The organism is Dechloromonas denitrificans, from assembly GCF_020510665.1.
Taxonomy (GTDB): domain Bacteria; phylum Pseudomonadota; class Gammaproteobacteria; order Burkholderiales; family Rhodocyclaceae; genus Azonexus; species Azonexus denitrificans_B.
Window position 1 is genome coordinate 3,421,230 of sequence record NZ_CP075187.1, and the last position, 22,056, is coordinate 3,443,285.

Consider the following 22,056-nt stretch of genomic DNA (forward strand, 5'->3'; position numbering starts at 1 on the left):
GGCAGGGCATCGGTTCCTCTACCAAGGATAATCCATGAAAAAAATCGCACTCGCCATTGCCTGCCTCGGCACCCTGGCTGCTCCCTTGGCCGTCCAGGCCCAAACGGTCGTCAAGATCGCCTTTGCCGGGCCGCTCACCGGCCCCGTCGCTCACGTCGGCAAGGACGAAGAATTCGGCACGCTCCTCGCGCTCGATGATGCCAACGCCAAAGGGCTGACCATCGGTGGACAGAAAGTCCGCTTCGAACTGATGGCCGAAGATGACCAAGGCGATCCGCGCCAGGCAACCGTCGTCGCCCAGCGCATCGTTGATGCCGGTGCCAAAGGCGTCGTCGGCCACGTGACCTCGGGCGCCGCCATTCCGGCCGCCGCAATTTACGAACAAGGCGGCGTTCCGGCCATCACGCCGTCGGCGACCAGCCCGAAACTGACACAACAGGGCTTCAAGGTTGCCTACCGCGTTATCGCCAACGACTTCCAGCAGGGCGAAGCGATGGCCAAGTACGCGGTCGACGCACTCAAAGCCAAGAAAATCGCCATCGTCGACGATCGCACCGCCTACGGTCAGGGGCTCGGCGATGCACTGGCCGACAACCTGAAGAAACTCGGCGTACAAGTCATCGCCCGCGAATACACGACCGACAAAGCCGTCGACTTCACCGCCTTGCTGACCCGCCTCAAGAGCAAGCAACCGGATGCCATCTTCTACGGCGGCATGGATGCCCAGGGCGCACCGATGCTCAAGCAGATCAAGCAGCTCGGCATCAACACCAAGTTCCTGGCCGGCGACGGTGTCTGTACCGGCGAAATGCTCAAGCTTGCCGCCCAGGCCATGTCACCGGACGTTTATTGCACCCAGGCCGGCCTGCCGGCCGAGAAAATGCCGGGTGGCACCGAGTTCAAGAAACGCTTCAAGCAGCGCTTCAACACCGATGTCCAACTCTACGCACCTTATGCCTACGACGCCGCCAACGCGCTGATCGAAGCCATGAAGCTGGCCAACTCGGTTGATCCGGCCAAGTACCTGCCGCTGCTGCAGAAGGTGAACTTCAAGGGCGTCACCGGCACCGTGGCTTTCGACCCGAAGGGCGACAACCGCTTTGGTGGCATCTCGCTGTATCAGTTCAAGGACGGCAAGTGGGCGGTCATTAACTGAACGTCAGCAACACCGATCGATGCCCTCCGCTGGCCGGAGGGCATTTTTTTGCCCGGACAATAGCGCCCGATCGCACTTCAACAATGGCAAAGACGATCAGCGCTGCGGCCTCAGTCCCGACCGCCATGCCGTTCCTGCCGCTGAACCAGGGCGCTTGAAGCCTTGGGCAGCGGTTTTTCCCTATCCTTCAGCAAACCGGCCAGACAGGCTGGATTGGATCGGGCGCCGCTGGCCTGATAGTCAGCCAGAAGCATCGGGCGGACCGCCTCTCCGGGCTGGCCGAGTACGCTGGTCAGGTAGTCGAACAGGCCATCGAGCAGCATTTCCGGACTCAAGCCGCTGGTTTTCTGCCGAGTCTCCCAGAGCCAGTCGCTGAAAGCGAGAAAAGCATAGAACGGAGAGGGCGCCTCAAGCAGGCTTGCCAGCGTTGCCGGGAAACGGCCTGAATTGGCGATCAGATCCCAGTAACGGGCAAAACGGGTGAAGCGTTGCACGGTCGACGCATCGATAACGCCGGTTTGGGTGATGGTGTAGGGCGGCTGGGTGTCATAGACCATGCCGTATTCAAGCGTATGCCGGGCAATCGGCGTGCCGCGCAGGCGTTTCAGGATACCCAGCTGGATTTCGTCAGGCTTCAGCGCATACAGGCGGTCAAAGCCCGCCGCAAAACTGGACAGCGTTTCACCGGGCAGGCCGAAGATCAGGTCGGTGTGCAGGTGAGCATGACTGTGCCTGACCAGCCAGTCGAGATTGGTGCAGGTCCTGTCATTGTCCTGACGACGCGAGATGCCTTGCTGGACGGCCGGATTGAAGCTCTGGATGCCAATTTCAAACTGCAGTACGCCAGGCGGGAAGCGAGCGATCATTGCTTTCAGGCGATCCGGCAAATGGTCGGGAACCACCTCGAAATGCAGGAAAAGGTCGGGCGTCAGACGATCGATGAAGAATTCCAGGATGCGTAGCGAACTGTCGATCTTGAGATTGAAGGTACGATCGACAAATTTGAAGTTGCGCGCTCCGCGCTGGTAGAGCGTTTCCAGGGCAGAGAGAAAGCGGGCTTCATCAAAGGCCCAGGCCGTTTTGTCGAGTGCGCTGAGGCAGAACTCGCATTTGAACGGGCAGCCGCGCGACGCTTCGACATAAAGCAGGCGATGCGCCAGATCATCGGCACTCAATTCGGCATAGGGCAATTCGATCTCGGCCAGGCTGGCCTGCTCGCCAGCGATCACTTTCATCAAGGGTTGCGGCCCATGCAGCAAGGCGCGGCATAACTTGGGGAAACTGACGTCACCCCAGCCGGTAACCAGATAATCAGCTAGCCGGACGATTTCCTGCTCGTCCCATTCGTGGCTCACTTCCGGCCCACCCAGAACGATGATCAACGCGGGCCGCCGGGCCTTCAATTGACGAATGACATCGGTCGTCTGCCGCACATTCCAGATATAAACCCCGAAACCGACGATCTGGCGGACGCCATCACGAGCTTCGCCAAGTTCGGCGAGCAGCGCATCGACAATTTCGGCGATCGGGCGGGCGATCGTGAATTCGCGCAACACCGTTGCGGCGCGCAGTTCAGCGCCGCCATGGCGGGCCATATTGGCCAGCAGATAGCGCAATCCCAGCGAAGCATGGATGTATTTGGCGTTAAGGGTCGAAAGCAGAATGGCAGGCGGTGTCATGTTGCTATTTTGACATCCCGGCCAGCCATTCCGCGATGACTGCGGTCGACCTTCGACTCGGGGCCAAATTGGCTGCCCGGCTTCTCGGCACCATCAACTTGCCAGGATTGTGCGGCACGACTTCACAGTAAAATGGCAGCCTTATTTCATTTTGCCGGGAGCGCACGCATGCCGCCCATATCGCTGAGTATTGGCTGGCGCCCTGTCTGGCAGCGCAATTTTCTCGTCTGGCGCAAACTCGCCCTGCCATCGATTCTGGGCAATCTGGCCGATCCGCTGATCTACCTGCTGGGGCTGGGTTACGGCCTGGGCGCCATGCTGCCCAGCGTCGACGGCCGGCCATATGTCGCGTTTCTGGCAGCCGGCACCGTTTGTGCGTCAACCATGAACTCGGCAACCTTCGAAGCCCTGTACTCGTCCTTCTCGCGCATGCACGTCCAGAAAACCTGGGATGCCATTCTCAACACGCCGCTCGGCCTAAACGATGTCGTCGCCGGCGAACTGTTCTGGGCCGCGACCAAATCGCTCTTCTCCGGGGCGGCCATCCTGGTCGTGATCAGCGCCATGGGGCTGACCAGCGGCAACCTCGTTCTCTGGGCGCTGCCGGCGATTGTCCTGACTGGACTGGCTTTCGCGGCACTGGGGCTGATCTGGAATGCGCTGGCGCCGTCCTACGATTTCTTCATGTACTACTTCACGCTGTTCATCACGCCGATGACGCTGATTTCCGGCGTTTTCTTCCCGACCGAGCAATTGCCCGGCTGGCTTGCCGCCATCGGTGGCTGGCTACCGCTGGCTCAAGGCGTTGCCCTGGTCCGGCCACTGCTTGCCGGACAATTCCCGGACAACGCCCTGATCCATATCGGCGTACTGCTGGCCACGACGGCCATCGCCTTTGCCATTGCACTGCGCCTGACCCGGCGGCGCCTGCTCAAGTAGAATCAGGCCATGGAACCCTTGCTGATCCTCACCAACTGCCCGGACGAAAGTGTCGCCAACACGATTGCGCTGGCGGTCGTCGAAAGCGGCCTGGCAGCTTGCGTCAACATCCTGCCGCGTGTCGAATCGATCTACCGCTGGCAGGGCGCCGTCGAATCGGCCAGCGAAATCCCCCTGTTGATCAAGTCGACCGCAGCAAACTACGCGGCGCTTGAAACCACCATTCGCCAACGCCACCCCTACGAAGTGCCGGAAATCATCGCGCTGCCGATCACGCATGGTTTACCGGCCTATTTAAACTGGGTCAGCGCAGAAACACTCCAATCATGATGCGCACACTTTTCCTGCTTCTTGCCTTCCTGACCTCACTGGTTCACGCTCAGGAATTTCTCGACCCGGCCGTTGCCTTCAAACCAACAGCCCGAGCGATCGACGGGCAGACGGTCGAAATCAGCTTCGAGATCGCCAAAGGCTATTACCTCTACCGCGACAAGTTCCGCTTCAGCATCGAGGCGGAGGGAGCCACCGCGGGCAACCCGGTTTTACCCAAGGGCAAGGAAAAGAACGACGAAAATTTCGGCAAGGTCGAGGTTTATTACAAGAGCGCGGTCGTCCGCCTGCCTGTTGAACGCAGCGTTTCCGGGGCGTTGCCGATCAAGCTGAATGTCACCTCGCAAGGCTGTGCCGACGCTGGCGTCTGTTACCCGCCGCAAACCCAGGCACTGAACTTGACCCTGCCCGACCCGGGCAGTGCTCCCGCCACGATTGCTGCGGTCGACGGCGACGAAAGCGGCACAATTGCCGCGACCCTGAAAAATGCCGGTTTCCTGGCCAACCTTGCCTTCTTCTTTCTGGCCGGACTGGGCTTGTCGCTGACGCCTTGCGTCTTTCCGATGATTCCCATCCTGTCCGGCATCATCGCCGGTCAGGGCCACCGGATTTCGCGCAGCCGCGGCTTTGCCCTGTCTCTCGCCTACGTGCTCGGCATGGCGGTGACTTATTCAGCCGTCGGCATTGCGGCAGGACTAACCGGCACGCTGCTGTCCACCGCCCTGCAAAACCCGTGGGTACTGGGTGGCTTTGCGACGGTTTTCGTCATTCTTTCGTTCTCGATGTTCGGCTTCTACGAACTGCAACTACCGACTGCGCTGCAAAGCAAATTGTCGGAAGAATCCGGCCATCTGCAAGGCGGGCGCGGTATCGGCGTCTTCATCATGGGCGCACTCTCGGCCCTGATCGTCGGCCCCTGCGTCGCGGCCCCGCTGGCCGGCGCGCTGCTTTACATCGGCCAGACCGGCGATGCCGTCCTCGGCGGCATGGCGCTCTTCCTGATGGCACTCGGCATGGGCGTACCGCTGCTCATCGTCGGTCTATCGGCCGGCACGCTGCTGCCCAAAGCCGGCGCATGGATGGAAGCGGTCAAGAAAAGCTTCGGCGTTCTGCTGCTGGCCACGGCCGTCTGGCTGGTTTCACCGGTGATTCCGGCGGTTGCCCAGATGCTCGCCTGGGCGGCGCTGCTGATCATCCCGGCCATTTTCCTGCACGCACTCGACCCGCTGCCGCCACATGCCAAAGGCTGGCACCGTTTCTGGAAAGGCATCGGCATCGTCATGTTGCTGACCGGTGCGGCCCTGTTGATCGGTGCGCTGGCCGGCAATCGCGATCCGCTGCAACCGCTCGCCGGCCTGCGCGGGCAAGCCCTGGCCGCAGAAAGCCCGAAACTGGCGTTCGAGAAAGTCAGCAGCGTCAGCGAACTCGAACAAGCTGTCCGCGCAGCCGGCAAACCGGTGATGCTCGATTTTTATGCCGACTGGTGCGTTTCCTGCAAGGAAATGGAGCGTTTTACCTTTGCCGATCCGGGCGTACAGGCCCAATTGGCCGGTTTCAAACTGCTCAAGGCGGATGTCACGGCCAATACGGCCGACGACAAGGCGCTACTCGCCCGTTTTGGCTTGTTCGGACCGCCCGGCATCCTGTTCTTCGATGCCACCGGCAAGGAAATAAAGACTATTCGCGTTGTCGGTTTCCAGGATACGGCGGCCTTCCTTCAAAGCCTGAGCAAGATTCGGTCGTCACCCGGCAAAAGTGCCTGATTTTTTGTAAATACCGTCTATTCGGCTAAAATATTGCCCACTATGGATTCTCTTGGCCTGATCCGCGAATTTCTTCATGACCGACTGGGGATTGCCCCGGATACGGTTGTTCCCGATGCCCCCCTGGATGATCTTGGGGTCGATTCGCTGATGCTGCTCGAATTGATGTTCGAGTTTGAAGACCGTTTCGGCATCACCCTTTCCAAAGATCTGAAAAGCCCGAAAACCGTTGGCGAAATGGCGACGCTGATGGATCAACTACGCAGCGAACAGAGCTGAGCGATGAGCCAGCGGCGGGTAGCAATCACCGGGCTGGGTCTGATCAGCCCCTACGGCGGCGACCTGTCCGATTTCTTTGCGCGCCTGCTCGCCGGTGAATCTGCCGTACGGCATTTGCTGACCGACGATATTCCCCGCCCCCTGAGCATTCCTTTTGTCAGTTGCCCGGCTTTCGACGCCGATGCGACGCTCGGTCGGCCGCTGGCCGGCACCATGGATCGCTTCGCCCAGCTCGGCACCGCAGCCGCTTTCGATGCCTGGCAAGATGCCGGCCTGTTGCGCGGTCAACCTGCCGAAAACCGTGAAAACTGGGGCGTTGCCTGGGGCACCGCACTGGGCGGCACGCTGGCTTATGAAAAGGGCTATCGCGAACTGTGGCAGAAGGGGCGCGAGCGCGTCTCGCCGCTCTCGGTCATCCTCGGCATGAACAACGCGGCCAATGCCCATATTTCGATCCAGCTCGGGCTGGGCGGTGTCAGCATGAGCCATACCGTTGCCTGTGCCTCGTCAGCCATCGCCATCGGAGAAGCTTTCCGTCGCGTACGCAGCGGTGAGGCAACGATCATGCTGACCGGCGGCTCCGATGTCCCGCAAGCCTACGGCGTGGCCCGTGCCTGGGAAGCGCTGCGCGTCATGGCCAGCGGCGATGAAACAAGCTCACCGACCGCCTGCCGGCCCTTCAGTGCCGACCGGACCGGGCTGGTGCTCGGCGAGGGTGGGGCGGCGCTGGTGCTCGAAGACTGGGAACACGCCGTGGCACGCGGAGCGCGCATCCACGCCGAACTGGTCGGCTATGGCACAAGCTGCGACCACAGCCACCTGGTTCGCCCGGAAGCAGCCGGCCAGGTTCGCGCATTGCATGCAGCCCTGGCTGACGGCGGCCTGCTGGCCGACGAAATCGATTACGTCAATGCGCACGGCACGGCCACCGCCGAAGGCGACCCGGTCGAAATCTCGGCCCTGAAAGCCGTTTTTGGCGAGCGTGCCAGCCGCCTGGCCGTCAGCGCCACCAAGTCGATGCACGGCCACCAGCTTGGCGCAGCCGGTGCGATCGAAGCGATCATCACGGTCCTTGCCCTGCGCGAACAGGCCATTCCGCCGACCGCACACCTGAACCAGGCTGACCCGGCCTGCCTTGGCGTCGACCACGTTACGACGGCGCGGTGCGGCAAGCCCCTGCGCGCCGCCTTGTCCAATTCCTTCGCTTTTGGCGGCAGCAACGCGGTGCTCGCGTTTCGCAGCGTCAATGCCTAGTTCCCGGAAATCACTGCGATGACCCAAGACTCCGCCCAACAAGCCATCGAAGCACTTTTGCCGGAAGTGGCCGAACTGATCATTTCAGCGCTCAACCTCGACCTGGCCGCCGATGAAATCGAAGCCGATGCCCCGCTGTTCGGCGATGGCCTGGGGCTGGATTCAATCGACATTCTTGAACTGGCGCTGGTTATTTCGAAACGCTATGGTTTCCAGTTGCGCTCGGACAACGAAGACAATATTCGTATTTTCTCGTCACTGCGCGCCCTGGCAACCCATATCGCCAGCCAGCGAACGAAATGACCGGGTTGGGCCCGACCGCCATTCTGCGCGGTCTTGCGGTCGGCCTGCTGGTCGTCGCCTGGGCTGTGCTAGCCCACTACGGCAGCGCCGGCGACAGCCCCTCCGATCTCTCTGCCGCACTGGCCTGTGCGCCACTCCTGGCGATTGTCGTCATCGTCCTCTGGCGCGTCGGCAGTCCCCTCCGGGTCGCACTCGGCGGCCTGGTCGTGCTTGCCGTGCTGGTCTGGCAGTGGCCGCTGCTGCGCCAGAACATCGCGCTGCTCTACTTTATCCAGCACGTCGGGACGAATCTGGCACTCGGCGCCCTGTTCGGCCGTACCCTGCTCAAGGGACGCGTGCCGCTCGTCACCCATTTCGCCCGGCTGGCCCACGATGGCATCATTTCGCCACTCAAGGAAAAATACACGCGGCGCGTGACGATCGCCTGGGCAAGCTATTTCATGTTGACGGCGCTGATCTCCACCATCCTGTTCGTCTTCGCCCCGGCGAGCGTGTGGTCGACCTTCGCTAACCTGCTTGGCACCGTATTGATCGCCCTGATGTTCGTCATCGAACACCTTGTCCGACTGCGTGCGCTGCCGCCGGAAGATCAGTCGAGCATCGCTGACACCATCCGCGGCTATCGCCTTTCCACCCGTCAAAAGACAGAAAGTTCATGAGCCTGGTTCCGCTCCTCGCCCCCGCGCCACTCGATGACATTTTTGCCTGGCGGCAGAACGGCCCGGTCAGCATTGCCGATTTTCTGGCCGACACCTTCGCCCTGGCCGCCCGGTTGCCGGCCGGCCGGCACATGCTCAACCTGTGCCAGGACCGCTATCGTTTCACGGTCGGTCTGGCAGCCGGCCTGGTCAGCGACCGGATCAGCCTGCAGCCGGCCTCGCAATCGCCCGAAACACTGCGCCAGATTCAAGCGACCAGCCCCGATGTTTTCTGCCTGTGCGACAACGATTTCGACAGCCTCGATCTGCCGCGTCTCGATTTTCCCGAATTTAGCGCGGTCGACCGCGAAAATATCGATGAAATCCCGCTCATTCCGGCCAACCGGACTGCCGTCCGGCTGTACACCTCCGGCTCGACCGGAACGCCGGTTGCCCACGACAAGACCTGGGGTTTCATCGTCCAGAGCGCCTATGCCGAAGCCGAGCGGCTAGGCATCAACCGGCAAGTGCATCACGTTGTCGGCACCGTTCCCGCCCAGCACAGCTTCGGTTTCGAATCGACCGTACTGCTGGCGATGCACGCCCAAGCCCCATTCTGGGCCGGCAAACCGTTTTATCCGCAGGATATCGTTGCAGCACTGAACGCCGTACCGCAACCCCGGATGCTGGTCACCACACCGTTCCATCTCTCCGCGCTGCTCGCCGCCGGCCTTGAACTGCCGCCGGTCGCACTGATCCTCTCGGCCACGGCACCGCTGTCCGCACAACTGGCCCGGGATGCCGAGGCAAGCTTTGGCGCGCCGCTCTACGAAATCTATGGTTCGACAGAGACGGGGCAGGTCGCCAGCCGCCAGACAACGGCCGATCAAGCCTGGAAATTGCTGCCCGGCGTGCGTTTGCGCCAGGAAGAGGACGTCACGTTTGCCTCGGGTGGTCATATCGAGCGTGAAATTGCCTTGTCCGACGTCATCGAGATCCTGCCTGACGGCCGTTTCATCCTGCATGGCCGCCATGCCGACCTGATCAACATCGCCGGCAAACGTACCTCGCTGGCCTACCTCAATCACCAGATCTGCGCCGTGCCCGGCGTCTCCGACGCGGCTTTTTTCCTGCCCGACGAAGTGAACCCGGACGGCATCACCCGGCTCTGCGCCTTCGTCGTCGCTCCCGGCCTGAACAGCCGCCAGTTGCAGGCTGAACTGCGCCAGCGTGTCGATCCGATTTTCCTGCCGCGCCCGGTCGTCTTCATGGATGTACTGCCGCGCAACAGCACCGGCAAGCTGCCGCGCAAGCAGTTGCTCGAACTGTTCAACGAAAAGGTCGGACATGTCGAGCGTTGATTACCACTGGTCCGTACCGGCTGATCATCCGAGCTTTGCCGGCCATTTCCCCGGTCGTCCGATCGTGCCCGGCGTCGTGCTGCTTGATCAGGCCATCCGGTTCGCCGAGCAGTTGCTCGAACGTCCGGTATCCGGCTGGCAAATCGGCAACGCCAAATTTCTCAGCCCGGTCGCCCCGCAGGAAGAACTGACCTTCAGCCTGCTGTCCAAGCCGAGTGGTGCCATCGCCTTTACCGTCCGCGCCGCCGGACGTGACGTTGCCTCCGGCAGCCTGACCCCGGCGCCATGACCCGGCCGGCCACGCCAAGCTGGCTGCGTCAGCAGGAACGCAGCAACCTCGCCATCCTCCGCCTGATGGTTTGGATTTCGCTGACCTTCGGCCGGGCTATCGGCCGCGTCGTGCTCTATGGCATCACCGCCTATTACGTGCTTTTTGCGCCGCGCGCCCGCCACTTCAGCCGTGAATACCTGCACCGTGCACTTGGCCGCTGGGCGGAATGGTCGGACGGCTTTCGTCACGTCTTCAGCTTCGCCAGCACCATTCACGACCGTATCTACCTGCTCAACGACCGTTTCGACCTGTTCGACATCGAAGTCATCGGGGCCGATCCGGTGCATGAGCTGGCTGCCGCCCAAAGCGGGGCGGTATTGATCGGCGCCCATCTCGGCAGCTTTGAAGTATTGCGCGCCGTCGGCCGGGGCAGGGCGGGGCTCAAGGTCGCCATGCTGATGTACGAGGAAAATGCCCGCAAGATCAACGCCACGCTGGAAGCGATCAACCCGGCGGCAACCCAGGACATCATCTCGCTCGGCCGCATGGAATCGATGCTCGAAGCCCGCGACAAGCTCGACCAGGGCTACCTCGTCGGGATTCTTGCCGACCGCAGCCTGAGTGACGATCCCACGGTCGACTGCGAATTTCTCGGCGAAATGGCCCCGTTTCCGGTCGGTCCCTTCCGCCTCGCCGCGATGCTGCGCCGCCCGGTGTTCTTCATGACCGGCCTGTACCTGGGCGGCAACCGCTACCGGATACACTTCGAGGCGCTGGCCGATTTCACCAACACACCGCGCAGCGAACGCGACGCAGCGATTCGCGCCGCCCAGCAGCATTACGCCGAGCGACTCAGCCACTATTGCCGCCTGGCGCCTTACAACTGGTTCAACTTCTTCGATTTCTGGCAGAAAAAATGATCAAGCGACTTTTTGCCGGCCTCATTCTCGCGGCACTCACCATCCCGGCCCTGGCCGCCTTCGACCTCGGCCAGCTGATGGGCGAACTGGCCCGCCACAAAGGCGGCAAGGCCCGTTTCGTCGAGAAGAAATACCTTGCCGTACTCGACAAGCCGGTCGTCTCCAGCGGCGAAATGAGCTACACCGCACCCGACCGGCTGGAAAAACGCACGCTGATGCCCAAGGTCGAAACCCTGCTGCTCGACAAGGACATGCTCAGCATCGAGCGCGAAAAACAGAAGCTGACGATCAACCTGAGCAACCAGCCGGAAGCGCTGGCCTTCATCGACAGCATTCGCGGCACGCTGACCGGCAACCGCGCCGCGCTGGAGAAAAACTACGCGCTTTTCCTGAGTGGCAATCTGGATAAATGGACGCTGACGCTGTTGCCGAGCGATCAGAAAATTGCCGCCCTGGTGCAGCGCATTACCGTCAGCGGCAGCAAGAACCAGATCCGCAGCATTGAATACCTGCAGGCCGACGGCGACCGTTCGGTGATGAGCATCGAACCGATCGACAACCGATGAGCCCCGCCCGCCGCAGCTTTCTGCTCTGGCTGCTGGCCATGCTGGCCGGCGCTGCAATCGTCTGGCACAGCCGGTTTACCGCCGACATGTCGTTCTTCCTGCCGTCCAAGCCGACGGCCGAGCAGCAGGTGCTGGTCGATCAGCTCAAGGAAGGCGCGGTTGCCCGATTGCTGATGGTCGCGATCAGCGGCGGCAATGTTGAGCAACGTGCCACCCTGTCACGCGATTTGCGCGGTCGACTCGGCAAAATGCCCGAATTCACTTCGGTCCAGAACGGTCAAAGCGGCAGCGAATCGGCCGACCGCGACTTTCTGTTCAAGCACCGCTATCTGCTCAGCCCGAGCGTCCGGCCCGAACGTTTCACGGTCGACGGCCTGAAAGATGCCATTTCCAACAGCATCGACCTGCTCGCCTCGCCAGCCGGCATGATGCTCAAGCCGCTACTGACCAGCGACCCGACCGGAGAACTGGTCGCCATCCTGAGCCAGCTCAATGCCGGCGCTCAGCCCGATAGCCGGGCCGGCGTCTGGGCTTCGCGCGACGGCGAACGCGCCATGCTGCTGATCCAGACGCATGCCCTGGGCTCCGATACCGATGGCCAGGAAACCGCCATCCAGCTGATTCGCCAGCAGTTCGCCGAAAGTCGCGCGGCAAGCGGCCTGAGCGATGCCCGCCTGACGCTATCCGGCCCCGGCCTGTTCGCGGTCAATTCGCGGGCCACGATCAAGGACGAAGTCAGCCAGCTGTCGCTGATCAGCAGCATCGCAATCATTGCCGTGCTGTTCTTCGTCTATCGCTCCTTGCGCTTGCTGACGCTCGGCCTGCTGCCCGTCGTTTCCGGCGCACTGGCCGGTGTCGTCGCAGTCAGCCTGGCTTACGGCACGGTTTTCGGCATCACCGTCGGCTTCGGCTCGGCGCTGATCGGCGAGGCCGTCGATTATTCGATCTACTACTTCGTGCAATCCAGCCGAATGGGCGTCGATGCCTGGCGCGAACGTTTCTGGCCAACTATCCGGCTTGGCGTGCTGACCTCGATCTCCGGCTTTGCCGCCTTGCTCTTTTCCGGCTTTCCCGGCCTGGCACAACTCGGTTTGTATTCGCTGGCCGGCGTGCTGACTGCCGCACTGGTCACGCGCTTCGTATTACCGCAACTGGCCGGCACAACGATAGAACGCCGCGATCTGACGCCACTCGGCCATCTGCTGGAACGCAGCATCGGACAAGTCCAGCGACTGCGCTGGCCAATGCTTGTGCTGGCAATCGCGGCAGCCACGACGCTTTATCTCGACCGCGATTCGCTGTGGAACCCCGAATTGTCGGCCCTCAGCCCGGTCAGCCAGGCCGATCAGCAAGTCGATCTCGCGCTGCGCGCCGACATGGCCGCGCCGGATTCACGCTACCTTGTCGTGATCAATGCCGCGGACCAGGAAACAGCCCTGCAGATGGCCGAACGTACCGGCTTGCAGTTGGACCGCCTGGTCGAAAGCGGGCAGCTCGGCGGCTACGACAGCCCAACCCGTTTCCTGCCGAGCCAGCTGAGCCAGGCCCAGCGGCAAGCCAGTCTGCCATCGAGCGATGAGCTTGCCCCCCGGCTCAAGACTGCGCTGCAGGATGCGCCACTGGCCGCCAGCAAACTCGATCGCTTTCTTGCCGATATCGAATCGGCCCGTCGACAACCGGAAATCACGCCGGCCTCGCTGGCCGGTACGCAGCTCGCCCTCGCGGTCGATGCCATGCTGCTCAAGCATGCCCAGGGCTGGAGTGTGCTGCTGCCATTGCGCCCGCCACAAGACGGAAGCGCAATGATCGATGCCGCGGCCGTGCGTGCCGCGCTGACAGGAGACACCGCCGGGCAGGTACTGTTCATCGACATGAAGGGCGAGTTCGACAAGCTTTACAACGATTACCTGCACGAGGCATCGCAGCTTTCGCTGGCCGGTTTGGCCATCATTGTGCTGTTGCTCGCCATCACCCTGCGTTCGCCGCGCCGCCTCGGGCGTGTCCTGCTGCCGCTGATTCTTGCCGTATTGATCGTCATTGGCGGCTTGCACCTGCTCGGCGAACGCCTGCACCTGCTGCACCTGATCGGCATGCTGCTGATTGTCGCGGTCGGTTCCAATTACGCCCTGTTTTTCGACCGGGCCGATGAGGCGACAGGCCCCGATCCGGAAACACTGGCTTCGATGCTGGTCGCCAACCTGACCACGGCGATCGGTTTCGGCACGCTCGGCCTGTCCAACGTACCGATCCTGCACGCTGTCGGCGTCACCGTCGGCCCCGGCGCCGTGCTGGCATTGCTGCTGGCGGCGATATTCGCCCCACGTGGAACAGCCGGATGAGCCCGACGCTACGGACCATCCAACAGTGTTCAGGCGCATCGACACTGATGGTGCTGTTGCCCGGCGCCTACATGAAGCCGGAAGATTACGTCGCGGCCGGCTTTTTCAGCCGCATCACGGATCTCGGCCTGAAACTCGACCTTGTCGCGGTCGACCTCGATCTGGCGCAAATTTCCAGTGGCGCGGCACTACCAGCGCTCCAGGCGCAGATCATCGCCCCGGCCCGAGAGCAGGGCTACTGTCAAATCTGGCTCGGCGGCATTTCGCTCGGCGGCCTGCTGACGCTGTGCCACAACGCCGATACACCCGGCAGCTTCGATGGTCTGTGCCTGCTCGCGCCTTACCCCGGCTCCCGCCTGACAACCAATGCGATTGTCCGGGCCGGCGGCCTGGCGCAATGGCAGGCAACACCCGAGCAACTCGATGACCCTGAATTTCGCGCCTGGCAGTGGCTGAAAAACCCGCCGGCCGGACTTCCCGTATTCGTCGGCTACGGCAGCGAAGACCGCTTTGCCGACGGGATGCGCCAGATTGCCGAATGCTTCCCCGATCACGCTTCGCTGGCCGTTCCCGGCGGTCATGAATGGCCGGTATGGCAGGTTTTGTGGGAACATTTCCTGCACAGTGACTTATTCCCCAGATAAACGATGCCCCGTTCCTGGTCGCCCAATCTCACCCTCAAACTGACGCTGGTCACCCATCTGGCGGCCATATTCAGCCTGTTCGCCCTGCCTGCCGGCTGGCCATGGGCGGTTGCCGCACTTATTGCCAATCACGCCATCATCACCTTGGCCGGTCTGCTGCCACGCTGCAACTGGCTCGGTCCGACCCTGACCCAGCTGCCGGAAAGTGCCTGCCGGCGCGGTGAAATTGCCTTGACCATCGACGATGGCCCCGACCCCGAGGTCACCCCCCAAGTGCTCGACATGCTCGATGGCGCCGGCGTCAAAGCCAGTTTCTTCTGCATCGGGCGGCATGCCCGGCAATATCCGGCCCTGTGCCGGGAAATCGTGGCACGCGGCCACAGCATCGAAAATCATGGCGAGGCTCACGCCTGGCACTTTTCCCTGTTCGGCTACCGGCGCATGAAGGCGGATATTTCAAGCGCCCAGGCCATCCTCGGCGAACTGGCCGGCCAGCCGCCGCGCTTTTTCCGACCGACCGCCGGCTTGCGCAACCCCTTTCTCGACCCGGTCCTGACCCATCTCGGCTTGCAACTGGCCGCCTGGACACGGCGCGGCTACGACACATGCGAGGCAGATCCGGCAATCGTGCTTGGCCGGCTCTGCCAAAACCTCGCCGCCGGCGATATTCTGCTCATTCACGATGGCAACAGCGCACGCAACAGCGCCGGCCAGCCCGTCATCCTTTCCGTTCTGCCCAAGCTGCTGCATGAAATCCGCGCAGCCGGACTGACCCCCGTAACCCTTTCCGCCGCCCTGAAATGACCTCCCGCTTCCTGCAAACCCTGCTCGACGATGCCAGTCGCCCCTTTCGCAACGGTAGCCGCTTCGCCTACCACTACGCACGCGGCAAGCTTTCCTCCGATTGCATCTTCCGCGAACTGCTCAAGCGCGGCATTTTCCCGGCTCAAGGGCGTTTTCTCGACCTCGGCTGCGGCCAGGGCAGTTTGTTTGCCTGGCTGCTGGCCGCCCGCAAGCTCTACGAACAGGGCAACTGGCCGGGTGATTGGGCACCGGCGCCGCAGCCGCTGGCGCTGCTCGGCTACGAATTGATGCAAAAGGATGTCGACCGCGCCAGCCAGGCTTTCGGGCAGGATCACCCGATTGTCAGCATTCGCCAGGGCGACATGTGCAAGGTCGATTTCGGCCAGGCCGATGTCGTGACCATCCTCGACGCCCTGCATTACGTCGATCACGCACGCCAGAAAGATGTACTCAAGCGCATCCGTGCCGCCCTGCCGCCGGGCGGTCTGTTCCTGACCCGCGTCGGCGACAAGGGCGCCGGCCTGCCGTACCACATCTGCAACTGGGTCGATCATGCCGTGACCTTCGTGCGCGGCCATCGCCTGCCGACCCTGTATGGCCGCAAGCTGGTCGAATGGGTTGAACTGCTGAAAAGCCTCGGCTTTGTCGTCGAAACGCTGCCGATGAATGAAGGCAAACCTTTCGCCAACATCATGCTGATCTGCCGCGTTCCCGCCGCCTGATCCCCGGCATGCGCCCGATGCTTTTCCGATGGCTGCCGCTGCTTGTGCTGGCTGGCTGTACATCGATCGACAATCCGCCTGGGCCGGTTCTGCCCGGCGACATGGCGACACCCAGCGGGCAAGCACGCACCATTCCGTGGTCCGAATTGCCGGAAGCCGAACTGCGCCAGCGCATCGCCCGGCTGATTCCGGCCAACGTCAAGGATAGGGCCGGCTGGGCCGGCGATCTGCACACCGCCTACACGCACCTGAATATTCCGGCCGCTGCGCAAACCTACTGCGCCAGCATTGCCGTGATCGAGCAGGAATCGACTTTCCAGGCCGACCCGGTCGTCCCCGGATTGCCCGATATCGTCTGGCGAGGCCTGGAAGAGCGCGTCGGCAAATTCGGCATGCCCAAATTCGTGCTCCGGGCGGCGCTGCAAAAGACCTCGCCGGATGGCAAAACCTATGCCGACCGGATCAATGCGCTGAAAACCGAAAAACAGCTCAACGCGCTGTACGAAGACATGATTGCCGAACTGCCTTTCGGCCAGCGCTGGCTGAAAGACTACAACCCGGTACACACCGCCGGGCCGATGCAGGTCAGCATCGCCTTCGCCGAGGAACATGCGCGGGAAAAACCTTATCCCTATCCCCTCGGCAAAAACATCCGCGATGAGGTGTTCACCCGGCGCGGTGGCGTTTATTTCGGTGCCGCCATCCTGCTCGATTATCCGGCCCCCTACGACGATGTGCTTTACCGCTTCGCCGATTTCAACGCCGGTCGCTACAGCAGCCGGAATGCCGCCTTCCAGGCCGCCTTGAATCGCTTGACCAGGCAAACGCTCAGCCTGGATGGCGACCTGCTACGCTATGAAAAGGGCAGGGCAAGCGCCACCCCGAGCAGCGTCGAAGCCGCACTGGGCGACCTGGCTGCGCGCCTGCAAATGAATCGGGCCGAAATCCGGCGCGACCTGCTCCTCGAAAAATCAGCCGGTTTCGGCGACAGCCCGCTGTTCAACCGGCTGTTCCGGCTGGCCGAAGTTTCGGCCGGGCGCTTGCTGCCGCGCCAACAAATGCCACAGATCGATCTCAAAAGCCCGAAAATCAGCCGTCAGCTGACCACCGAATGGTTTGCCCGGCGCGTCGAAGGGCGTTACCGCACTTGCCTGGGCCGGGCCGAGACGAACTGAACGGGCAGCCAACCGGGGGCAGGCCCCTCTGATAAAATTCACTGTTCATGAATTCGAGGTCCGCCGTGTCCCCGCTCCTTCTTTCCTGCTACACCGCAACCACCACGCTCGGCCACGGGCTTGATGCAACGCTGGCTGGCCTGCGCGATGGCCGCAGCGGCCTGAAACCCTGCGATTTCGAAACCGTCGATCTCGATACCTGGATCGGCGAAGTCACTGCGGTCGACGCCCAGAAACTGCCCAAATCGCTCACCCGCTACGATTGCCGCAACAACCGCCTGGCCCAGTTGGCACTGGAACAGGATGGCTTCGCAAGCCGTGTCCGGGCCGCCATTGCCCGCTACGGCAAGACCCGCGTCGGCATTTTCCTCGGCACCAGCACGGCCGGCATCCTGCAAACCGAGCAGGCCTATCGCCGGCGCGATCCGGTCAGCGGCGCCCTGCCGGAAGATTTCATCTATCGCACGACACACAATGCCTTTTCGGTCGCCGAATTCACCCGCGACTATTTCGCGCTCGAAGGCCCGGCCCTGGCGATTTCAACGGCTTGCTCATCGAGCGCCAAGGTCTTTGCTGCAGCGGCCCGTCAATTGGCGCTGGGGACCATCGATGCGGCCATCGTCGGCGGCGTGGACAGCCTGTGCCTGACGACATTGCACGGCTTTGCCTCGCTGCAACTGACTTCGTCGGCACCATGCCGGCCTTACGACGCGACGCGCAACGGCATTTCGGTCGGTGAGGGTGCCGCCTTTGCGCTGCTCGAACGCTTGCCGGCCGATACGCCGTCGGGCGCCGTCCTGCTGCTCGGCACCGGCGAATCAAGCGACGCCTATCACATGTCCTCACCGCACCCGGAAGGACTGGGCGCACGCCTGGCCATGGAAGCGGCGTTGCGCTCGGCCGGCCTGCAGACCGGCGATATTGATTACATCAATCTGCACGGCACCGCCACGCCGGCCAACGATGCAGCAGAAGGCAAGGCCGTTGCCGCACTGTTCGGCAATCGCGTTCCTTGCAGCTCGATCAAGGGCGCGACCGGCCATACGCTGGGCGCGGCCGGTGCAGTCGAAGCGATTGTCTGCGCCCTGGCACTGACCCACGATCTGCTGCCGGGCAGCCCGAATACCGAAACGCCGGACCCGGCCATTCCCATCGACTACCTGCTGAAGAGCCGCCCGGCCAAGGTTCGTCATGCGCTGACCAATTCCTTCGGCTTCGGCGGCAGCAATTGCAGCCTTGTTTTTGGAGTCGCACCATGACCCCGACCCCCTTGACTGCCTGGATCGAAGGTATCGGCCTGCTCGCTCCCGGCCTGCCCGACTGGGCAAGCGCCTGCACCATTTTGCGCGGCGCGGCACCGTACACCGCAGCACCGTCGATCCTGCCGGTACCAACCATCCTGCCGCCGGCCGAACGTCGGCGGGCCAGTCGCCTGGTCAAGCTGACCCTGGCCATCGGCCTTGAAACCGCCGCCAATGCTGGCGCTGATGTCAGCCAGCTGGCCACCGTGTTTGCCGCTTCCGGCGCTGATGGCCACAACTGCCACGCCTTGTGCGAGCAACTGGCCAGCGCCGACCGCCAGGTCTCGCCGACCCGCTTCCATAACTCGGTACATAACGCCGGCGCCGGCTACTGGGGAATTGCCACCCAATCGATGGCCCCCAGTCAGGTGATCGGCGCCTTCGATGCCGGCTTCGGTGCCGGGCTGCTCGATACGCTCGGCCAGGTGATTGTCGACCGGCAAGCCACCATGCTCGTCGCCTACGACAGCGAATATCCGGAACCCTTGTTCAGCAAACGCGACACCCCCGATTGTGCCGGCCTCGGCCTGTTGCTGACGCCGGAGAAAACCGGGCGCTCGGTGGCCCGGATCACGGTCACCCCGAGTACCGACGCAGCCGAAAAGATGGCCGATGCCGGGCTGGAAAACCTGCGCACCAGCATCCCCGCATTACGCTGCCTGCCACTGTTGCAAAAGCTGGCCCGTGGCGAATACGGTCCGGTTTGCATCGATTATCTGCCGCCGATGCAGTTGTGCATCGACCTGCAGCCATGCTGACACTCGACCACGACTGGATCGCCCGACGCATTCCGCACCATGGCGACATGTGTCTGCTCGATGCCGTGGTCGACTGGTCGGAAATGGCCATTTCCTGCCGCGCCACCAGCCATGCCGACCCGGCTAACCCGCTACGTGCCGCAGACCGGCTTGGTGCAGCCAACGGCATCGAATATGCCGCCCAGGCAATGGCCGTGCACGGCGCTTTGCTCGCCGGTACCAGTGACAGACCGCGCCAGGGTTACCTGACCAGCGTGCGCGGCGTCACCCTGCATGCCGCCCGGCTCGACGATCTGGCCGGCGAGTTGTGCGTCCAGGCCGAGCGCCTGTCCGGCGACAGCAACCATATCCTCTATCAGTTTTCACTTAGCCATGACGGCCGCTGCCTGCTTGAAGGCCGTGCCGCTGTCGTGCTCGATGCCGATGCGCTCGGCAAGGAAAATCCATGAAACGTGCGCTCGTCACTGGCGGTAGCGGCGGCATTGGCGCTGCCATCTGCAAACGCCTGGCCAAGGATGGCCTGCATGTCATCGTCCATGCCAACCGCAGTCTCGGCAAGGCAGCCGGCGTGGTGGCTGAAATCGCCGCGGCCGGCGGTAGCGCCGAAGCCGTGGCCTTCGATGTCACCGATCGCCCGGCCACCGCCACTGCCTTGGCCGCGCTGCTCGACGCAGGGAGCATCCAGGTTCTGGTCAACAATGCCGGCATTCACGCCGATGCCGTTTTCCCCGGTATGTCGGGCGAACAATGGGATAGCGTGGTCGACGTCTCGCTGAACGGCTTTTTCAACGTTACCCAGCCGCTGACCATGCCGATGATTCGCACCCGCTGGGGGCGCATCATCACCATTTCATCAATCGCCGGGATTACCGGCAACCGCGGCCAGGTCAATTATTCGGCGGCCAAGGGCGCCTTGCATGCGGCCAGCAAATCGCTGGCGCTTGAGCTGGCCAGCCGTAATGTCACGGTCAACGCCGTGGCGCCGGGCATTATCGCGACCGACATGATCGCCGACGCATTCGATGCGGAAACGATCAAATCCATCGTCCCGATGAAACGCGCCGGCCGCCCGGAAGAAGTCGCCGATCTCGTCGCCTTCCTCGCTTCCGAGCATGCAGCCTATATTTCCGGGCAGGTTATCTCGATCAACGGCGCAATGATCTAGCCGATGAACTTGAAGTGCTTGACCAGTTCCTTCAGGTCATTCGACGCCGCATTCATTTCACCGGCCTGATCGCGCATCCGGCTGATCGCAGCAACGCTCTGATCGACACCGGCCACAATCGATTCCGCCTGCCGGACGACATCTTCAGCGGCCACGCTCTGTTCGCGGGTAGCCAGGGCAATATCGCGCGACAAACCCGAGACCACACTGCCATGCGTCGTGACTTCCTGCAGGCCCTGCTGAGCCAGCACCATGGCGCGGTCCGTGGTCGACACGAAATTTCCGGCATTTTCCATTTCGCTGACGGCCAGTTGAGTAACGCGCTGGATTTCCGAAACGGTCGTGGTGATTTCCTGCGTCTGCTGGCTGGCTCGTTCGGCCAGCTTGCGCACCTCGTCGGCAACAACGGCAAATCCACGACCGGCTTCGCCGGCCCGCGCCGCCTCGATCGCCGCATTCAGGGCCAACAGATTGGTCTGATCGGAAATTTCTTCAATAGTCCGGGTCACCGCACCGATCGCATGAATCGACTTGAACAATTCAGCCATCGTATTGCCGGCCTGGGATACCGTAGCAACCACATTGGCCGAGGCCTGCCGGCTGAGATCCATCTGGCTGCCGGCATCGCCGACCAGCCGCTGGGAATTGTTCACCGCCTCGGCGGCATGCATCGCACCATTCGACACTTCGGCAATCGATGCGTTGATCTGCTCGATGGCTGCAGCAATCCGGGTCACTGCCTCCGACTGCACTTCCGATACGGCATGCGTTTCGCTGGCCTGGACCGATAGCTGGTCGCAGTTACCGGAAACAATCTCGGCCGCCCCGGCAATCTCGGCAATCATGATTTTCAGATGCGTCTGCATGACGACCAGCGCGTCATTCAACTTGCCCAGTTCATCAACGCGATGCAGCGGAATCGTATCGGTCAGATCGCCCTGGGTAATATGGTTCAGGCGACTGGCAATCCGGCCGGTAATGTCGAAAACCTTGTTTTGTATGGCCATCAACCCCAAACCAACGGCAATGCTGGAGATGCCAAGAAAGCGCAGCAGGTGAGTCGTCGTTTCGTGACTGAAACCGAAATCGGCCCCGAACAGATTGATCGCCCCGCCGAGGATATTGGCCAGGACCATGAAGCTGACGGCCCCGAAAAACTTGCTCCGCAGGCTGGTTTTTTGCCACAGGCCCGGCGTCGGCAAGCGGGCGGCACCGGCATTCAGTTTCTGATATAGCGCATCGGCCTGGGCGATCTGCTCACGGCTCGGTTTATGGCGAACCGACATGTAACCGGTAATCCGGTCAGCCTGAATCACTGGCACGACCAGTGCATCGACCCAATAAAAATCGCCGTTCTTGCAACGGTTCTTGACGATGCCACGCCACGGCCGACCAGCCTTCACCGTCGTCCACAGGTCAGCAAAAGCCTGGGGAGGCATGTCGGGATGGCGCACCAGGTTATGGTTCGTCCCGATCAGCTCATCCATGCTGAAGCCGCTCATCTCAACGAACACACTGTTCGCTGTGGTGATTATTCCCTTGAGATCGGTCCGCGAGACAAGGTATTTGCCGTCAGGAAACGGCCTTTCAATTTGCGTGACCGGCAGATTCTTTTTCATGCGCCCAACCCTCTATTTCTTTTGTCCGGAATAATCCGATATATCTATTACAAAAGGAATATTGCTAAAT

General features: G+C 62.2%; 23 protein-coding genes. 21 read left to right on the forward strand and 2 right to left on the reverse strand.

Annotated elements, in window-relative coordinates:
- Positions 1–34 precede the first annotated feature (34 nt).
- On the forward strand, positions 35–1,156 hold the full coding sequence (locus tag KI614_RS16160) for a branched-chain amino acid ABC transporter substrate-binding protein (RefSeq protein ID WP_226406957.1): 1,122 nt from the start codon (positions 35–37) through the stop codon (positions 1,154–1,156).
- A gap of 110 nt (positions 1,157–1,266) precedes the next feature.
- Here the strand turns inward: KI614_RS16160 and KI614_RS16165 are convergent, their stop codons facing one another.
- Complete coding sequence (locus tag KI614_RS16165; RefSeq protein WP_226406959.1) at positions 1,267–2,835, reverse strand: B12-binding domain-containing radical SAM protein; 1,569 nt, start codon at positions 2,833–2,835, stop codon at positions 1,267–1,269.
- Positions 2,836–3,003: 168 nt separating this feature from the next.
- Here KI614_RS16165 and KI614_RS16170 point away from each other — a divergent pair, with 168 nt between their 5' ends.
- From KI614_RS16170 to fabG, 20 genes are all read left to right on the forward strand, one after another.
- Complete coding sequence (locus KI614_RS16170; protein ID WP_226406961.1) at positions 3,004–3,774, forward strand: ABC transporter permease; 771 nt, start codon at positions 3,004–3,006, stop codon at positions 3,772–3,774.
- 9 nt (positions 3,775–3,783) lie between these two features.
- The gene (gene cutA, locus KI614_RS16175) at positions 3,784–4,104 is read left to right on the forward strand and encodes a divalent-cation tolerance protein CutA (protein ID WP_226406964.1); all 321 of its coding nucleotides are present in this window, start codon (positions 3,784–3,786) and stop codon (positions 4,102–4,104) included.
- Positions 4,104–5,867: a protein-disulfide reductase DsbD gene (locus tag KI614_RS16180; protein ID WP_226409388.1), complete on the forward strand. Its 1,764-nt coding sequence runs from the start codon at positions 4,104–4,106 to the stop codon at positions 5,865–5,867. The genes cutA and KI614_RS16180 overlap by 1 nt, the downstream gene beginning before the upstream one ends.
- A gap of 42 nt (positions 5,868–5,909) precedes the next feature.
- Positions 5,910–6,146 (forward strand): acyl carrier protein, encoded by a 237-nt coding sequence (locus KI614_RS16185; RefSeq protein WP_226406966.1) that lies wholly within the window; start codon positions 5,910–5,912, stop codon positions 6,144–6,146.
- 3 nt (positions 6,147–6,149) lie between these two features.
- Positions 6,150–7,400 carry a beta-ketoacyl-[acyl-carrier-protein] synthase family protein gene (locus KI614_RS16190; protein WP_226406967.1) on the forward strand — a complete coding sequence of 417 codons (1,251 nt, stop codon included), beginning with the start codon at positions 6,150–6,152 and terminating at the stop codon, positions 7,398–7,400.
- Positions 7,401–7,445: 45 nt separating this feature from the next.
- The gene (locus KI614_RS16195; RefSeq protein WP_305852118.1) at positions 7,446–7,703 is read left to right on the forward strand and encodes a phosphopantetheine-binding protein; all 258 of its coding nucleotides are present in this window, start codon (positions 7,446–7,448) and stop codon (positions 7,701–7,703) included.
- Positions 7,700–8,362, forward strand: coding sequence for a hypothetical protein (locus KI614_RS16200; protein ID WP_226406968.1), 663 nt, complete (start codon positions 7,700–7,702; stop codon positions 8,360–8,362). The genes KI614_RS16195 and KI614_RS16200 overlap by 4 nt, the downstream gene beginning before the upstream one ends.
- Complete coding sequence (locus KI614_RS16205) at positions 8,359–9,702, forward strand: AMP-binding protein (protein ID WP_226406969.1); 1,344 nt, start codon at positions 8,359–8,361, stop codon at positions 9,700–9,702. The genes KI614_RS16200 and KI614_RS16205 overlap by 4 nt, the downstream gene beginning before the upstream one ends.
- The gene (locus KI614_RS16210; RefSeq protein WP_226406970.1) at positions 9,689–9,991 is read left to right on the forward strand and encodes a 3-hydroxyacyl-ACP dehydratase FabZ family protein; all 303 of its coding nucleotides are present in this window, start codon (positions 9,689–9,691) and stop codon (positions 9,989–9,991) included. Before KI614_RS16205 ends, KI614_RS16210 begins: the two co-directional genes overlap by 14 nt.
- The gene (locus KI614_RS16215; RefSeq protein WP_226406971.1) at positions 9,988–10,893 is read left to right on the forward strand and encodes an acyl-CoA synthetase; all 906 of its coding nucleotides are present in this window, start codon (positions 9,988–9,990) and stop codon (positions 10,891–10,893) included. Before KI614_RS16210 ends, KI614_RS16215 begins: the two co-directional genes overlap by 4 nt.
- The gene (locus KI614_RS16220; protein ID WP_226406972.1) at positions 10,890–11,459 is read left to right on the forward strand and encodes an outer membrane lipoprotein carrier protein LolA; all 570 of its coding nucleotides are present in this window, start codon (positions 10,890–10,892) and stop codon (positions 11,457–11,459) included. The genes KI614_RS16215 and KI614_RS16220 overlap by 4 nt, the downstream gene beginning before the upstream one ends.
- The gene (locus KI614_RS16225) at positions 11,456–13,798 is read left to right on the forward strand and encodes an MMPL family transporter (RefSeq protein ID WP_226406973.1); all 2,343 of its coding nucleotides are present in this window, start codon (positions 11,456–11,458) and stop codon (positions 13,796–13,798) included. Before KI614_RS16220 ends, KI614_RS16225 begins: the two co-directional genes overlap by 4 nt.
- Complete coding sequence (locus KI614_RS16230; RefSeq protein WP_226406974.1) at positions 13,795–14,442, forward strand: hypothetical protein; 648 nt, start codon at positions 13,795–13,797, stop codon at positions 14,440–14,442. The genes KI614_RS16225 and KI614_RS16230 overlap by 4 nt, the downstream gene beginning before the upstream one ends.
- A gap of 3 nt (positions 14,443–14,445) precedes the next feature.
- Complete coding sequence (locus KI614_RS16235; RefSeq protein WP_226406975.1) at positions 14,446–15,246, forward strand: polysaccharide deacetylase family protein; 801 nt, start codon at positions 14,446–14,448, stop codon at positions 15,244–15,246.
- Positions 15,243–15,968 carry a class I SAM-dependent methyltransferase gene (locus KI614_RS16240; RefSeq protein WP_226406976.1) on the forward strand — a complete coding sequence of 242 codons (726 nt, stop codon included), beginning with the start codon at positions 15,243–15,245 and terminating at the stop codon, positions 15,966–15,968. Before KI614_RS16235 ends, KI614_RS16240 begins: the two co-directional genes overlap by 4 nt.
- 8 nt (positions 15,969–15,976) lie before the next feature.
- Positions 15,977–17,143: a DUF1615 domain-containing protein gene (locus tag KI614_RS16245; protein ID WP_226406977.1), complete on the forward strand. Its 1,167-nt coding sequence runs from the start codon at positions 15,977–15,979 to the stop codon at positions 17,141–17,143.
- 65 nt (positions 17,144–17,208) lie between these two features.
- Positions 17,209–18,402, forward strand: a complete 1,194-nt coding sequence (locus tag KI614_RS16250; RefSeq protein WP_226406978.1) for a beta-ketoacyl-[acyl-carrier-protein] synthase family protein — start codon at positions 17,209–17,211, stop codon at positions 18,400–18,402.
- Positions 18,399–19,202 (forward strand): beta-ketoacyl synthase chain length factor, encoded by an 804-nt coding sequence (locus tag KI614_RS16255; RefSeq protein WP_226406979.1) that lies wholly within the window; start codon positions 18,399–18,401, stop codon positions 19,200–19,202. Before KI614_RS16250 ends, KI614_RS16255 begins: the two co-directional genes overlap by 4 nt.
- Positions 19,196–19,651 (forward strand): hotdog family protein, encoded by a 456-nt coding sequence (locus tag KI614_RS16260; protein ID WP_226406980.1) that lies wholly within the window; start codon positions 19,196–19,198, stop codon positions 19,649–19,651. Before KI614_RS16255 ends, KI614_RS16260 begins: the two co-directional genes overlap by 7 nt.
- Positions 19,648–20,367 (forward strand): 3-oxoacyl-ACP reductase FabG, encoded by a 720-nt coding sequence (fabG, locus tag KI614_RS16265; RefSeq protein WP_226406981.1) that lies wholly within the window; start codon positions 19,648–19,650, stop codon positions 20,365–20,367. Before KI614_RS16260 ends, fabG begins: the two co-directional genes overlap by 4 nt.
- Here fabG and KI614_RS16270 read toward each other — a convergent pair.
- Positions 20,364–21,986, reverse strand: a complete 1,623-nt coding sequence (locus KI614_RS16270; protein ID WP_226406982.1) for a methyl-accepting chemotaxis protein — start codon at positions 21,984–21,986, stop codon at positions 20,364–20,366. The genes fabG and KI614_RS16270 overlap by 4 nt on opposite strands.
- Positions 21,987–22,056: the final 70 nt, after the last annotated feature.

Bases quoted from the DNA above. Each gene is read 5' to 3' on its own strand.
- KI614_RS16160 (WP_226406957.1), top strand. From the start codon at position 35: ATGAAAAAAATCGCACTCGCCATTGCCTGCCTCGGCACCCTGGCTGCT.
- KI614_RS16165 (WP_226406959.1), bottom strand. From the start codon at position 2,835: ATGACACCGCCTGCCATTCTGCTTTCGACCCTTAACGCCAAATACATC.
- KI614_RS16170 (WP_226406961.1), top strand. From the start codon at position 3,004: ATGCCGCCCATATCGCTGAGTATTGGCTGGCGCCCTGTCTGGCAGCGC.
- cutA (WP_226406964.1), top strand. From the start codon at position 3,784: ATGGAACCCTTGCTGATCCTCACCAACTGCCCGGACGAAAGTGTCGCC.
- KI614_RS16180 (WP_226409388.1), top strand. From the start codon at position 4,104: ATGCGCACACTTTTCCTGCTTCTTGCCTTCCTGACCTCACTGGTTCAC.
- KI614_RS16185 (WP_226406966.1), top strand. From the start codon at position 5,910: ATGGATTCTCTTGGCCTGATCCGCGAATTTCTTCATGACCGACTGGGG.
- KI614_RS16190 (WP_226406967.1), top strand. From the start codon at position 6,150: ATGAGCCAGCGGCGGGTAGCAATCACCGGGCTGGGTCTGATCAGCCCC.
- KI614_RS16200 (WP_226406968.1), top strand. From the start codon at position 7,700: ATGACCGGGTTGGGCCCGACCGCCATTCTGCGCGGTCTTGCGGTCGGC.
- KI614_RS16205 (WP_226406969.1), top strand. From the start codon at position 8,359: ATGAGCCTGGTTCCGCTCCTCGCCCCCGCGCCACTCGATGACATTTTT.
- KI614_RS16210 (WP_226406970.1), top strand. From the start codon at position 9,689: ATGTCGAGCGTTGATTACCACTGGTCCGTACCGGCTGATCATCCGAGC.
- KI614_RS16215 (WP_226406971.1), top strand. From the start codon at position 9,988: ATGACCCGGCCGGCCACGCCAAGCTGGCTGCGTCAGCAGGAACGCAGC.
- KI614_RS16220 (WP_226406972.1), top strand. From the start codon at position 10,890: ATGATCAAGCGACTTTTTGCCGGCCTCATTCTCGCGGCACTCACCATC.
- KI614_RS16225 (WP_226406973.1), top strand. From the start codon at position 11,456: ATGAGCCCCGCCCGCCGCAGCTTTCTGCTCTGGCTGCTGGCCATGCTG.
- KI614_RS16230 (WP_226406974.1), top strand. From the start codon at position 13,795: ATGAGCCCGACGCTACGGACCATCCAACAGTGTTCAGGCGCATCGACA.
- KI614_RS16235 (WP_226406975.1), top strand. From the start codon at position 14,446: ATGCCCCGTTCCTGGTCGCCCAATCTCACCCTCAAACTGACGCTGGTC.
- KI614_RS16240 (WP_226406976.1), top strand. From the start codon at position 15,243: ATGACCTCCCGCTTCCTGCAAACCCTGCTCGACGATGCCAGTCGCCCC.
- KI614_RS16245 (WP_226406977.1), top strand. From the start codon at position 15,977: ATGCGCCCGATGCTTTTCCGATGGCTGCCGCTGCTTGTGCTGGCTGGC.
- KI614_RS16255 (WP_226406979.1), top strand. From the start codon at position 18,399: ATGACCCCGACCCCCTTGACTGCCTGGATCGAAGGTATCGGCCTGCTC.
- KI614_RS16260 (WP_226406980.1), top strand. From the start codon at position 19,196: ATGCTGACACTCGACCACGACTGGATCGCCCGACGCATTCCGCACCAT.
- fabG (WP_226406981.1), top strand. From the start codon at position 19,648: ATGAAACGTGCGCTCGTCACTGGCGGTAGCGGCGGCATTGGCGCTGCC.
- KI614_RS16270 (WP_226406982.1), bottom strand. From the start codon at position 21,986: ATGAAAAAGAATCTGCCGGTCACGCAAATTGAAAGGCCGTTTCCTGAC.